The organism is Streptomyces sp. NPDC048255 (genome assembly GCF_040652415.1).
Lineage (GTDB): Bacteria > Actinomycetota > Actinomycetes > Streptomycetales > Streptomycetaceae > Streptomyces.
This window is the reverse complement of sequence record NZ_JBEZMA010000036.1, coordinates 14,059-27,316: the sequence shown is the minus strand read 5'-3', so window position 1 is coordinate 27,316 and position 13,258 is coordinate 14,059. Positions and strand designations below refer to the sequence as shown.

The window sequence follows — 13,258 nt, the reverse complement described above, 5'->3', positions numbered from 1 at the left end:
AGTTCAGCGGATCCGGAGCGTTCCCGCAAGGCCCCGGCGCTCACGAACGCGCGAAGAGCCCGCCGTAGCCGCCGATGCCGTCGGTGGGGGCGCCCGCCGCGCGCAGGGCCGCCCAGAGGAGGACCTGGTTGGCGGTGAGGACGGGACGGCCGAGGGTGGCCTCCAGGGCCTCGATGACCCCCACGGCCCGGAAGCCGTTGCCGCCGATGACGACCGCCTCGGCCTCGTCGGGAAGGCGGGCGGCGACCCAGTCGTGCAGGGCCTCGGGCCGGATGAGCGCCTGGCCGCTGGGCAGGCCGCACGGGGCGGCGAAGGGCACGTCGAAGCCGGCGTCCCGGTAGTAGTCCCGGCCCAGGCCGTTGAGGGCCGCGTCGAACCACGGCGGGTCCACGAGGCCGAGCCGCGTCACCCCCAGGACGCGCAGGGCCTCGGTCGTAGCGGCGCAGGTGGCGACCACGGACAGGCCTCCGGCGCGCGCCCCCAGGCGGTCGAGCATCCGCGCCTCGCCGCGCGCGCCGAGGGCGTACGCGGAGCTGGTGAAGGCGAAGGCGATCGCAGCCACCGGCGCGGCCGCCAGCAGTGCGGTGGCCTCGTCCACGTACGGGGGCTCGGCGAAGGCCCGTACGGGAGCGGGCCCGATGGTGGGACCCATCGAGCCGCCTCTCCCCATCGCGCCGAACGGCACCCGGGCGGCGTGCAGCCCCACGTCCGCGGGGGCCATGGCGCGCAGTTCCGACTCGGGGCCGACGTCGGCGTGCGGGGTGAGGACCCCCAGGCGGACCCGTACGTCCCAGCCGTCCGGCTGCCACATGGCGCACCCCTGTCTCCAGTCGCTGCGGAAGCGGGGCCCACAGTGTCAGCGGACGGGCCGCCTCGCCCGGCGCCCTGCCGTGCGCCGCGCCATCGGCCCACCGGATGGCCTCGGGACGGGGCCCTGGACGGCCACCGGACGGCCGCCGGATGGCCACCGGACGGCCACCGCGCACCCGTCGGACGGACCCCGGACGCACACCCGACCCAAGCCGGACGGCCCCCCGGACGCACACCCGACCCGCCCCGACCCGGGCCGGCGGCCCGACCCAGGCCATGCCGCCCGTGATCGATCCGCAATCGATTCCCTCCTTGACCGAGACCCATCAACGCTGCGTGGCGATACGATCACACCTCATGTCCGGATCCCCCGCAGCAGTCGAGATGACCACCCAGCCCCGCCCCGTGTACGTCATCGGCGCGGGCCCCGGCGGTCTCGCCGTGGCCGCCGCGCTGCGCGCCCGCGGGGTCCGCGCGGTGGTCGTGGAGAAGTCCGACGCGGTCGGCGCGTCCTGGCGCCGCCACTACGACCGGCTCCACCTGCACACCACGCGCCGCCTCTCGGCCCTCCCGGGCCTGGCCGTGCCGCGCCGCTTCGGACGCTGGGTCTCCCGCGACGACCTCGTGCGGTACCTGGAGAAGTACGCCGAGTTCCACGAGCTGGAGCTCGTCACCGGTGTCGAGGTGACCCGGATCGAGCCCGCGGCCGACGGCGGCTGGACCCTGCACGCCAGCGGCGGGCGGGTGCTGACGGCCGGCGCCGTCGTCGTCGCCACCGGGTTCAACCACACCCCCGCCCTGCCCGACTGGCCCGGCCGCGAGGCGTACCCGGGGCGGCTGCTGCACGCAGCCGACTACCGCGACCCGAAGCCGTACGCCGGCCAGGACGTGCTGGTCGTCGGCGCGGGCAACACCGGCGCCGAGATAGCCGTCGACCTCGTCGAGGGCGGCGCGGCGCGGGTCCGCCTCGCCGTGCGCACCGCCCCGCACATCGTGCGCCGCTCCACCGCGGGCTGGCCGGCCCAGCGGACCGGGATCCTGGTGCGGCGGCTGCCCGTAGGGCTCGTGGACCGGCTGGGGGCGCTCGTCGCACGGGCCTCGGTCCCGGACCTGTCGGCGTACGGGCTCCCGCGCCCGGAGACCGGCCTGTACAGCCGGGTCAGGCAGGGGGCCATCCCGGTGCAGGACGTCGGCCTGATCGATGCGGTCCGCGGCGGCCGGGTCGAGCCGGTCGCAGCCGTCGCATCCTTCGAGGGCGCCGAGGTGGTGCTCGCGGACGGCTCGCGGATCACCCCGGACGCGGTGATCGCGGCCACCGGGTACCGGCGCGCCCTGGAGGGCCTGGTCGGTGACCTCGGCGTACTCGACGAGCGCGGGCGGCCCCGTACGCACGGCGCGCGGACCCCGGCGCAGGCTCCCGGCCTGTACTTCACCGGCTTCACCAACCCCATCAGCGGGATGCTGCGGGAGCTGGCGCGGGACGCCGAGAAGATCGCCGCGGCCGTGTCCCGCCGGCTGCGCACCCTGGCCTGAACGGCGCTCTGGACCCGTCCAGAGGGAATCTGACACCGTTCACCACATCTCCTCCACCAGCTTTCCTGCGCAGCCCTGTTCCTGACGACACGTCAGTTCAGTAATCTGACTGCACGTCAGTTATTGAGGTTCCATCGATGTTCATCGAGCAGGAGCGGGCGGAACGATGCTTGGATCTACTCACGGCACCCTCACCACCGACTTCCGCGCACGCGTCGAGGCCTGCGGGGAGACCCCCAGGACGGCCGTCCACTCGACGGCGGCGCCGTCCACCGAGGACGTGGTCCCGCTCGACGTCAGCGGCCGGCCCCTGCACTCCGACGTGCCCGACCTGGACCGGTTCTTCCGGCCCGAATCGGTCGCGGTCATCGGCGCCTCCGACGCCGAGGGCCGGCCGAACACCGGCATCACCCGCCAGCTCATCGCCTGGGCCGAGCGCGTCGGCGCCCGCATCCACCCGGTGCACCCGACCCGCGGGACCGTCTTCGGCCTGCCCTGCGCGCCCTGCGTCGCGGACCTGCCCGAACAGGTGGACCTCGCCGTGCTGCTGGTCGCCGACCCGCTCCCCGTCATCGAGGAACTGGCCGAGACCAAGGTGAAGTTCGCCGTCGCCTTCGCCTCCGGCTTCGCCGAGACCGGCGACGAGGGCGCCGCCGCCCAGGCCCGGCTCGCCGCCGCCGTCGGCCGCTCGGGCCTGCGCCTGCTGGGCCCCAACACGAACCTCAACGCCTTCGAGAGGTTCCGCGACGACCTCGACGGCCCGGCCATCGCGCTGATCACCCAGTCCGGCCACCAGGGCCGACCCGTCTACACCCTCCAGGAGCTGGGCATCCGGCTCTCCCACTGGGCGCCCACCGGCAACGAGGCGGACCTGGAGACCTCCGACTTCATCTCCTACTTCGCCGAGCAGCCCGAGGTCGGCGCGATCGCCTGCTACGTGGAAGGCCTCAAGGACGGCCGGTCCTTCCTGCTCGCCGCCGACCGCGCGGCGCGGGCCGGGGTCCCCGTCGTCGCCGTCAAGGTCGGCCGCACCGAGACGGGCGCCCGGATGGCCGCCTCCCACACCGGCAAGCTGACCGGCGCCGACACCGTCGTGGACGCCGCCATGCGGCAGTTCGGCGTCATCCGCGTCGACGGGCTCGACGAACTCCAGGACACCGCCGCCCTGCTCGCCCGGGCCCGCAAGCCGAAGGCCGAAGGGGTCGTCGTCTACTCCATCTCCGGCGGCACCGGCGCCCACTTCTCCGACCTGGCCACCGAGGCGGGCCTCACCCTGCCCACCCTCTCCGAGGCCAGGCAGCAGGAACTCCACCAGTGGATCCCCGACTACCTCAACGTCGCCAACCCCGTGGACAACGGCGGCCACCCGGTGGGCGACTGGCGCGGCCGGAAGATCATCGACGCGATCCTCGCCGACCCGGCCGTCGGCGTCCTGATCTGCCCGATCACCGGCCCCTTCCCGCCGATGAGCGACAAGCTCGCCCAGGACCTGGTGGACGCGGCCGAGGCCACGGACAAGCTGATCTGCGTGATCTGGGGCTCCCCGGTCGGCACGGAGGACGCGTACCGCACCACGCTCCTCGGCTCCTCCCGCGTGGCCACCTTCCGCACCTTCGGCAACTGCATCACCGCCGTCCGCGCCTACCTCGGCCACCACCGCTTCACCTCGGCCTACCGCTCCCCCTTCGACGAAGCCCCGCGCACACCCTCGCCCTCGTACCGCAAGGCGCAGGCCCTGATGCGGCCGGGCCAGCAGCTCAGCGAGCACGCGGCCAAACAGCTGCTGCGCGCGTACGGCATCCGGGTCCCCCGCGAGCAGCTCGTCACCAGCGCGGCGGCCGCCGTCCGCGCGGCGGGCCTGGTCGGGTACCCGGTGGTCATGAAGGCCTCGGGCCCCCAGCTCGGCCACAAGACGGAACTGGGCCTGGTCAAGATCGGCCTGACGTCCGCGAGCCAGATCCGCGACGCCTACCGCGAGCTGACCGACATAGCCCGCTACGAGAACATCCCGCTCGACGGGATCCTGGTCTGCCAGATGGTCGAGCGCGGGGTGGAGATGGTCGTCGGCGTCACCCAGGACGACCTCTTCGGCCCGACGGTGACGGTGGGCCTCGGCGGGGTCCTGGTGGAGGTCCTGCACGACGCGGCGGTCCGCGTGCCGCCGTTCGGCGAGGACCAGGCCCGGGCGATGCTGACGGAACTGCGCGGCCACCCCCTGCTGGAGGGCGTACGGGGCGCACCCCCGGCCGACGTCGACGCCCTGGTCGAGGTCATCCTGCGGGTCCAGCGGATGGCGCTGGAACTGGGGGACGAACTCTCCGAACTGGACATCAACCCCCTGATGGTCCTCCCCCGCGGCCAGGGCGCGGTGGCCCTGGACGCCCTGGCCATCTGCCACTGACGCTGCGCTCGCCGCCAGCTCCCCACTCCGCCCGCGGACCCCCGGGCGGAGCTCAGGGGCCAATTCAGCCTCGCCGGCGTTTGAGGCGCGGGGTCCGGGGCGGAGCCCCGTTCTTCAGCCCCGCCGGCGTTTGAGGCGCGGGGTCCGGGGCGGAGCCCCGGGGAACGGAGGAAGGGCGGGGCGGGGACCAGCTCCGCGCAGCGGCACCCCCACCCGCACCCCCACCCGCACGCGCCCACCAGCCCAGCCCTGGCCCCGCCCAAAGACACGGCCACGGCCCCACCTCAGTCACCCCCCGAACGGGAGCAACCATGACCGCCCCCACCCCCCAGCCCGACATCCTGCACCGCACGGAGAACGGCGTCTCCTGGATCACCCTCAACCGCCCCGAGGCCATGAACGCCGTCACCTGGGACCAACGCGACCGCATCATCGCCCTGCTCGCCGACGCCTCCGCCGACCCGGCGATCCGCGCCGTCGTCATCACCGCCACCGGCAAGGGCTTCTGCGCAGGCGCCGACCTGCGAGGCTCGCCCGCTGCCGGCGAGAGGGTCGCGGGCGACGTGGCCCGCATGATCCGGCTCGGCGCGCAGCGCCTGATCACGGCGGTGCTCGACTGCGAGAAGCCGGTCCTCGCCGCAGTCAACGGCACGGCCGCCGGCATCGGCGCCCACCTGGCCCTCGCCTGCGACCTCGTCATCGCCGCCGAACCGGCCCGGTTCATCGAGGTGTTCGTACGCCGCGGCCTGGTGCCGGACGGCGGCGGCGCCTACCTGCTCCCCCGCCTGATCGGCCCGCAGAAGGCCAAGGAGCTGATGTTCTTCGGCGACGCCGTCCCGGCGGCCGAGGCCGAACGCCTGGGCCTGGTGAACAAGGTCGTCCCGGCCGACGCCCTGGAGGAGACGGCCCGCGCCTGGGCGGAACGCCTCGCCCAGGGCCCGACCCGCGCCCTGGCGATGACCAAGCAACTGGTCAACGCCTCCCTCGACGGGGACCGGGCGGCCGCCCTGGCCGCGGAGGCCACCGCCCAGGAGATCAACATGAGCACGGCCGACGCGAACGAGGGCGTGGCCAGCTTCGTGGAGCGCCGCACACCCAAGTACCTGGGCCGCTGACGACCGGACGGCGCGGGTCCAGGCAGGCGCGGGGTCCGGGGCGGCGCCCCAGGGAATCCCGTCACCGCCGGACCCCCTCCTCCGCCCGGCCCCGCACCTCGAACCCCCACGCCGACGACCCCGAGGCCGACCCCGACGCCGACCCCGACGGCTGCCCCCCACCCCCCTACATCCGAGGGTCAGGCTTCAGCAGCGCGAACACCGCTCCGGCCGGATCCGCCAGCCAAGCGAGCCGCCCGACCTCCGGCACGTCCGCGCCCGGCATGAGCACCGACCCGCCGTTGCGCTGGGCGGCGGCAGTGGTGGCGTCCACGTCCGGCACGTTGAAGTACGGCACCCAGCGCGCCTCCTCGCCCGCGCCCTCGCCCAGCGGCGCGACCCCGCCGAAGGAACCGTCCTCCTGGTCCCCGTCGGCGATGCTCAGCACGCGGTACGTCATCCCGGGCGCCTTCATCTCGGCGTGGCGCCAGCCGAACACCCCCTGGTAGAAGGCGATGTCCGCGACCGGGTCGGGTACGTGGAGTTCCGCCCACACCAGCGTGTTGTCGGCGGATGCCACTTGCAGTCCGGCGGTCTTGCCGGGCTGCCAGCCGGCGAACTCGGCGCCCTGCGGGTCGGTGTACTGCGCCAGCCGGCCCTCGCCCATGACGTCCATGGGCTCCATCCGGACCGCCCCGCCGCCCGCCCTGACGGCCTCGGTGGTGGCCTGGATGTCGGGGCTCATGAAGTGCACCATCCAGGCGGACTTCGCACCCTCCGCCGTGAGCGGCCCGAGGGCGGCGACGGTCCTGCCCTGGAGCTGGAAGAAGCCGTACCCGCCCGCGTCGGGTCCGGCGGAGACGAACTGCCAGCCGAAGAGGGCCCCGTAGAACCGCGCGGCGGTGTCCGTGTCGGGACTGCCGAGGTCGAGCCAGTTGGGTGATCCGGTACGGAAGTCGGTGCCGAGCATGGGGTTCTCCGAGGGTTTCGGTGGTGCGGCGGTGTGGCGTGTGGCGGTGTGGCGGTGCGGTAGCTGGCCACGATGCCGAGCCCCCGGCGGCCGGTGGGCCGACCGGTCCAGGGCGGGTCGGGGATTCACCCGTGTGGCCGCAGCGGCGGTACCACGGTGGGAACGGAGCGGATCCGCACCCCCACCGGCCGGTACGGCTCGCGCGGCGCCCCGCACCGCCCGGTGCCCGCGCCCCGCACCCCTTCCCATCTGACGCACCGTCAGGTTCAATCGTTCGTGTGATGGGACACGCAGGGATGGCGGCCACCGTCGTCCGATACCTCAGATCAGTCGGCTCGCCCACCTCTGCCGCGCCGGAGCCCGAGACGGTCGAAGCCCTGCCCCGCCCCGACCTGCGGGCCGTCGGCGAGGACGAGCGCGCACCGGTCAGCGCCGCCGAATTCCGGGCCGTCCTCGGGAACTTCGCCAGCGGGATCACCGTCATCACCGCGCCGCCCGGCGAGGGGGAGGACGGACCGGCCGGCTTCGCCTGCCAGTCCTTCGCCTCGCTGTCCCTGGACCCGCCTCTGGTCACCTTCATGGTGGCCCGTACGTCGACCACCTGGCCGCGGATCGCCCGCGCCGGGGTGTTCTGCGTCAACATCCTCGGCGCCGAACAGGGCGGGCTGTGCCGGTCCTTCGCCGTCAGCGGCGCGGACAAGTTCGCCGGGGTCGCCCACCGCCCGGCCCCCGTCACCGGGTCGCCGCAGCTCGACGCCGTGCCCGCCTGGATCGACTGCCGGATCCACGCCGTCCACACCGGCGGGGACCACCTCATCGTGGTGGGCCGGGTCGAAGCCATGGGCGCGGCCGGCGAGGGCGAGCCGCTCCTCTTCCACAAGGGCCGCTTCGGCCGCTTCACCGACTGAGCCGGCCCGGCAGCCGCCCCGGCGCCCCGCGACCCGGGCACTGAAGGGCCACGGGGTCACGAGGTCACGAGGCTACGAGGTCACGAGGTCACGAGGCGCGACCGTAGGCCACGCCCGGCGGACCACCCGAAGGCCGCCCCCGGCCATGCGACGGGGCCCGGCCCACCCCGCCGCCCCGGTCAGAAGGTCAGCACCCCCCGCGCCACCCGCCCGTGATGGGCGTCGTCGGCGGCCTTGGCGAAGTCCTCCACCGGGTAGACCTCGGTGACCAGTTCGTCCAGCAGCAGCCGCCCCTGCCGGTAGAGCTCCGCGTACAGGGCGATGTCCCGCTGCGGGCGCGAGGACCCGTACCGGCAGCCCATGATCGTCTTGTCCAGGTAGAGAGAGGAGACGAGGAAGGAGGCCTCCTCCTTGAAGCCGGGCACGCCGAGCAGCACCGCCTGACCGTGCCGGTCCAGCAGGTCGATCGCCTGCCGGATCAGCTTGACGCTGCCCACGCACTCGAAGGCGTGGTCCGCGCCCGTCGGCAGGATCTCGCGGACCGCCGCCGAGGAGTCCGCGACGGCCGAGGCGTCGATGAAGTGCGTGGCCCCGAACTGCCGGGCCACCGCCTCCTTCGCCGGGTTCGCGTCGACCGCCACGATGGTCGTGGCGCCCGCGATCCGGGCCCCCTGGAGCACGTTCAGCCCGATCCCGCCGGTCCCGATGACGACCACGGACTCGCCGCGGTCCACCTTCGCCCGGTTCAGGGCCGCCCCCACCCCGGTGAGGACCCCGCAGCCGATCAGCGCCGCCGAGGTGAAGGGGATGTCCTCGGGGATCTTCACCGCCTGCACGGCCTTGACGACCGTCCGCTCCGCGAAGGCGGAGTTCGAGGCGAACTGGAACAGCGGCTTCCCGCCCCGCGAGAAGGGCTGCGCGGGCATCCCGATCGCCTTGCGGCACATCGTCGGCCGCCCCCGGTCGCAGTCGGCGCACGCCCCGCAGTTGGCGAGGGTGGACAGGGACACGTGGTCCCCGGGCGCCACGTGCGTCACGCCCGCCCCCACGGCCTCGACCACCCCCGCACCCTCGTGCCCCAGCACCACCGGCGGCGGGAACGGAATCGTCCCGTCGATCACCGACAGGTCGCTGTGGCACAGCCCGGCCGCCGCCACCGCGACCAGCACCTCCCCCGGCCCCGGATCCCGGATCTCCAGGTCGTCGACCACCCGGGCCTGCTTGCCGTCGAACACGACGCCTCTCACCTGGACTCCTTAGGCAGGCCGAGCACGCGCTCGGCGATGATGTTGCGCTGGATCTCGTCCGAGCCGCCGTAGATGGTGTCGGCGCGGGTGAACAGGAACAGGCGCTGCTCCTCGTCGAGTCCGAGCTCGTACGGGAGGTCCGCGGCCCAGTCGGCCGGCCCGGCCGTCGCCGCCGCCCCGCGGACCTCCACCGCGAGCTCACCGAGCCGCCGGTGCCAGCCGCCCCACAGCAGCTTGGCCACGCTGGGCGCGCCCGGACCGCCTTCGGCGCCGAGGGTGCGCAGGGCGTTCCACCGCATGGTGCGCAGTTCGGCCCACTGCCGTACGAGGCGCTCGCGCAGCACCGGGTCCCCGGCCCGCGCGGAGGCCGCGTACGCCGCGTAGGCCACCAGAACACGGTCCAGTTCGGCCGCGAAGCCGATCTGCTGGACCAGCGTCGAGACCCCCCGCTCCAGGGCGAGCAGACCCATGGCCACGGTCCAGCCCTCGCCCTCGCCGCCGACGGCCTCCGCCGCCACCGCCCCGTCGAAGAACACCTCGTTGAACTCCGAGGTTCCCGACATCTGCCGGATCGGCCGGACCTCGATCCGGCCCGGCTGGTCCATCCGTACGAGCAGGAAGGTCAGGCCCCGGTGGCGCCGGGACCCCGGCTCGGTGCGGGCCAGGACGAAGCACCAGTCGGCGTCCCGGGCCAGCGAGGTCCAGATCTTCTGCCCGGTGACCCGGAACAGCCCGTCGGCCGCGTCCCGTACGGCCGCGGTACGGATGCCCGCGAGGTCGGAGCCCGCGCCCGGCTCGCTGTAGCCCTGGCACCACAGCTCCTCGCCGCGCGCGATGCCGGGCAGGAAGCGGTCCTGCTGCTCCCGGCTGCCGTACGCGACCAGGGTCGGCGCGAGGAGGTTCTCGCCGATGTGGCCGACCCGGGCGGGCGCGCGCAGCGCCGCGTACTCCTCGGCCCACACCACCTGCCCGGTCAGGGACAGCCGCTGCTGCCCGTACGCTCCGGACGGGACCTCCCAGCCCTGCCCGATCCAGCCGCCGCGGCCCAGCTCGCACTCCCACGCGCGCCGCGCGGCCACCCCCTCGTGCTCGCTGCCCGGCCCGCCGAGCCCGACGGCCTGCGCGTACGGGCCCACGAGGTGCTCCGCGAGCCAAGCGCGGGCCCGGCCGCGCAGCTCCTCGTCCTCGGCCCCGAAGCTGAAGTCCATGCCGATCCCCCTGCTGCCGTGTCCTACGCGTTGGGGCGGTCCTTGGCGGCCGCCGCCCTGGCCATGGCCTCCAGCTGCGCCAGCATCGGCATCGGGTCGGTGCCCACCGTCCCGGGGAGGAAGTCGGCGATCTTCTCCGGCGTCCAGGAGCCCTCGGCGTACCCGGCGCGCAGCTCGCGCGGCTGGGCCCAGACGGCGATCTTCGGTCCGGCGATCGTGTAGACCTGCCCGGTGATCCGCTCGCCGCCGACGGCCACGGCCTTGTCGCTGAGCAGGTAGGTCACCAGCGCCGCGACGTCCTCGGGCTCGCCGATCTCCTTGAGCTCCATGGGGACGTTGGCGGACATGCGGGTACGGGCGACGGGTGCGACGGCGTTGGCCGTGACCCCGTACTTGGCCAGGCCGAGCGCGGCGGACCGGACGAGGGAGATGATCCCGCCCTTGGCGGCGCTGTAGTTGGCCTGGGCGACCGAGCCCTGGTGGTTGCCGCTGGTGAAGCCGATCAGGGTGCCGCCGCCCTGGCGGCGCATGACGGCGGAGGCCGCGCGGAAGACGGTGAAGGTGCCCTTGAGGTGGGTGGCGACGACGGGGTCCCACTCCTCCTCGGACATGTTGAAGAGCATCCGCTCGCGCAGGATGCCGGCCACGCACACGACGCCGTCGATGCGCCCGTACCGGGCGAGGGCGGTGTCGACGATGCGCTGGCCGCCCGCCATGGTGGAGATGTCGTCGGCGACGGCGACGGCCTCGCCGCCGGCGGCCTGGATCTCCTTCACCACGCCGTCGGCGATCTCGCTCGTCGGCTCGCCGCCCTCGATGCCCACCCCGTAGTCGTTGACGACGACCTTGGCGCCCTCGGCGGCCGCGGCTAGTGCCACGGCCCGCCCGATGCCCCGGCCGGCGCCGGTGACGGCGACGACCTTGCCTGCCAAGAAGTTCCCCACGTCCGGCCCCTTCCCGCGTTTTCTGACGGACCGTTAGATTCTATGACCAGTCAGATGCACTCGCACAAGCCCTAGTTGGGGTCCGCCTTCCCGAGGAGCTGATGGAGCCATGGCCCTGCCCGAGGAGTTCCACGACATCGCCAAGCGCGTCAACAACTGGGGCCGCTGGGGCGCCGACGACGAGATCGGCACCCTGAACCTGATCACCGACGAGGTCGTACGGGAGGCCGCGCGGGAGATCCGCAGCGGCCGCCGGATCCCCCTGGCCCTGCCCCTGAAGGAGGACGGCGTACAGGCGGGCCTGATCCCCGGCCGGATCAACCCGCTGCACACGATGGTGCAGATCAACCAGGAACTCTTCGGCCCGGGCACGGTGGCGTGCAGCGACGACGCCGTGACCATGGGCCTCCAGGCGGGCACCCACTGGGACGCGCTCACGCACGTCTCGCACTCGGGGAAGATCTACAACGGCCGCCCCGCCTCCTCGATCACCGCGCACTCCCGGGCCGAGTACAGCGGCATCGACAAGGCCGGCCACATCGTCTCGCGCGGGGTGCTGCTCGACGTGGCGCGCGCCAAGGGCCTGGACCGGCTGGCGGGCGGCCACGCGGTGACCCCGGAAGACCTCGCCGAGGCCGAGGAGTTCGGCGGGGTGACGGTCCGGCCCGGCGACATCGTCCTCGTCCGCACGGGCCAGGTCCAGGTCTACCTGGCGGGCGACAAGCACGGGTACGGCTTCCCCTCCCCCGGGCTGTCCGTCCGCACCCCGCAGTGGTTCCACGCCCGGGACGTCGCGGCGGTCGCCAACGACACCCTCACCTTCGAGATCTTCCCGCCGGAGATCGAGGACCTGTGGCTGCCGGTGCACGCGCTCGACCTGGTCGAGATGGGCATGCACCAGGGCCAGAACTGGAACCTCGAAAAGTTGTCCACAGCCTGTGCAGAAGAGGGCCGCTACTCCTTCCTGCTCTCCGCGATGCCCGAACCCTTCGTCGGCGCCGTGGGCACCCCGGTGGCCCCGGTGGCAGTCCTCTGACCCGGCCGCCGACGGTCCCTCCGACGCGTACTCCGACCCGTCTGCGGGCGGCCCGGAGCGGGGTGCGGGGCGGGGGCGGGACGGGTGCGGGGCGGGGCGGGACGGGTGCGGGGCAGGGATGAGGCGGGTGCCGGGCGGGCGCGGGGCGGGCGCGGGGCGGGCGCCGGGCAGGGCCAGGTCGCGGCACGGGACCGGGATCCGGACCGGGGCGAGGGCCGGATCCAGGCTGTCACAGGGCCGTGGAACCATGAGGTGTGCATGACGCGTCACTGTCGGCGCGTCGCCCCCCGTCCCCTCCCCGCCACCCTCACCCCAGGAGTACCGCATGGCCAACCCCTACCAGGTCACGCCGCCCCAGCCGCCCCAGCCCCCCAGACGCCGCGCGAGCGGCGCCCTGGCCGCCGTCCTGACCGTCGTCCTCGGCGCCGGCGCCCTCTACGGCGCCACCCAGTGGCTCGGCGACAAGGCCTCCTCCACCGCCTCCGGCTCGGCCTCGGCGTCCGCCTCCGCCAAGCCCTCCGGTAAGGCCTCGAAGGACCCCGGCAATCCCGAGTCCTCCTCCGACACCTCCAGTTCGTGGAAGGTCGGCGACTGCGGCGGCCCGGACCCGGACAACAAGCCCGACGGCTACCGCCCGCAGAGCTGCTCGGCCTCCGGCGCCACCTTCAAGGCCATCGACATCAAGGACGCCAGCATCCTCCCCGGGTCGATCCAGTGCCCGCCCGGCACCGACCTCATGATCGAGGTCAGCATCTCCTACAGCGGCGGCAAGTCGAGCGGCATCCCCACCAACACCGTCTGCGGCCGCAACCTCACCGGCGACCACCCCGGCGACGCGGGCGCCGGCGGCGGCCAGCTGGTCCAGGGCGACTGCGTGACCGACCAGGCCCAGGAAGTCCCCTGCGCCACGGGCGGTCCGGGCACGTCCAAGGTGCTCGCCCTCGTCAAGACGAAGAGCGAGTGCCCGGCCGGCACCAAGGAGCCCATGCAGCTGACCCTGTCCGTCGGCCGCCCGTACGACGTCATCTGCACCGGCAAGGCGTAGCCCCCGACCGGCGCCGGGCCTCCCCACCCGGCGCCGACGGCGGGTCGGCACGGACCTGGGCG

Annotated in this window: 11 protein-coding genes; 6 read left to right on the top strand and 5 right to left on the bottom strand. The window is 74.0% G+C overall.

Annotated elements, in window-relative coordinates:
• Positions 1–40 precede the first annotated feature (40 nt).
• Positions 41–811 (bottom strand): maleate cis-trans isomerase, encoded by a 771-nt coding sequence (locus AB0D94_RS25140; protein ID WP_362055775.1) that lies wholly within the window; start codon positions 809–811, stop codon positions 41–43.
• Positions 812–1,167: 356 nt separating this feature from the next.
• On the opposite strand from AB0D94_RS25140, the gene AB0D94_RS25135 reads away from it, so the two are divergent.
• From AB0D94_RS25135 to AB0D94_RS25125, 3 genes are all read left to right on the top strand, one after another.
• Complete coding sequence (locus AB0D94_RS25135) at positions 1,168–2,343, top strand: NAD(P)/FAD-dependent oxidoreductase (protein WP_362055773.1); 1,176 nt, start codon at positions 1,168–1,170, stop codon at positions 2,341–2,343.
• A gap of 166 nt (positions 2,344–2,509) precedes the next feature.
• Positions 2,510–4,744, top strand: a complete 2,235-nt coding sequence (locus AB0D94_RS25130) for an acetate--CoA ligase family protein (protein ID WP_362055770.1) — start codon at positions 2,510–2,512, stop codon at positions 4,742–4,744.
• A 311-nt stretch (positions 4,745–5,055) separates the two neighbouring features.
• Positions 5,056–5,859 carry an enoyl-CoA hydratase-related protein gene (locus AB0D94_RS25125; RefSeq protein WP_362055768.1) on the top strand — a complete coding sequence of 268 codons (804 nt, stop codon included), beginning with the start codon at positions 5,056–5,058 and terminating at the stop codon, positions 5,857–5,859.
• A gap of 166 nt (positions 5,860–6,025) precedes the next feature.
• Here the strand turns inward: AB0D94_RS25125 and AB0D94_RS25120 are convergent, their stop codons facing one another.
• A complete protein-coding gene (locus tag AB0D94_RS25120) occupies positions 6,026–6,808 on the bottom strand; it encodes a VOC family protein (protein WP_362055766.1) in 783 nt (260 codons plus the stop codon).
• Between the two features lie 296 nt (positions 6,809–7,104).
• Here AB0D94_RS25120 and AB0D94_RS25115 point away from each other — a divergent pair, with 296 nt between their 5' ends.
• Positions 7,105–7,716 carry a flavin reductase family protein gene (locus tag AB0D94_RS25115; protein WP_362055856.1) on the top strand — a complete coding sequence of 204 codons (612 nt, stop codon included), beginning with the start codon at positions 7,105–7,107 and terminating at the stop codon, positions 7,714–7,716.
• A gap of 179 nt (positions 7,717–7,895) precedes the next feature.
• Here AB0D94_RS25115 and AB0D94_RS25110 read toward each other — a convergent pair whose 3' ends face one another.
• The 3 genes from AB0D94_RS25110 to AB0D94_RS25100 are packed head-to-tail and all read right to left on the bottom strand — an operon-like array spanning position 7,896 to position 11,115.
• Positions 7,896–8,963 (bottom strand): Zn-dependent alcohol dehydrogenase, encoded by a 1,068-nt coding sequence (locus AB0D94_RS25110; protein WP_362055764.1) that lies wholly within the window; start codon positions 8,961–8,963, stop codon positions 7,896–7,898.
• Complete coding sequence (locus AB0D94_RS25105) at positions 8,960–10,171, bottom strand: acyl-CoA dehydrogenase family protein (protein ID WP_362055762.1); 1,212 nt, start codon at positions 10,169–10,171, stop codon at positions 8,960–8,962. The genes AB0D94_RS25110 and AB0D94_RS25105 overlap by 4 nt, the downstream gene beginning before the upstream one ends.
• Positions 10,172–10,194: 23 nt before the next feature.
• Complete coding sequence (locus tag AB0D94_RS25100; protein ID WP_362055760.1) at positions 10,195–11,115, bottom strand: SDR family NAD(P)-dependent oxidoreductase; 921 nt, start codon at positions 11,113–11,115, stop codon at positions 10,195–10,197.
• 109 nt (positions 11,116–11,224) lie between these two features.
• On the opposite strand from AB0D94_RS25100, the gene AB0D94_RS25095 reads away from it, so the two are divergent.
• Positions 11,225–12,151, top strand: a complete 927-nt coding sequence (locus AB0D94_RS25095; protein ID WP_362055758.1) for a cyclase family protein — start codon at positions 11,225–11,227, stop codon at positions 12,149–12,151.
• 325 nt (positions 12,152–12,476) lie between these two features.
• Positions 12,477–13,196: a hypothetical protein gene (locus AB0D94_RS25090; RefSeq protein ID WP_362055756.1), complete on the top strand. Its 720-nt coding sequence runs from the start codon at positions 12,477–12,479 to the stop codon at positions 13,194–13,196.
• Positions 13,197–13,258: the final 62 nt, after the last annotated feature.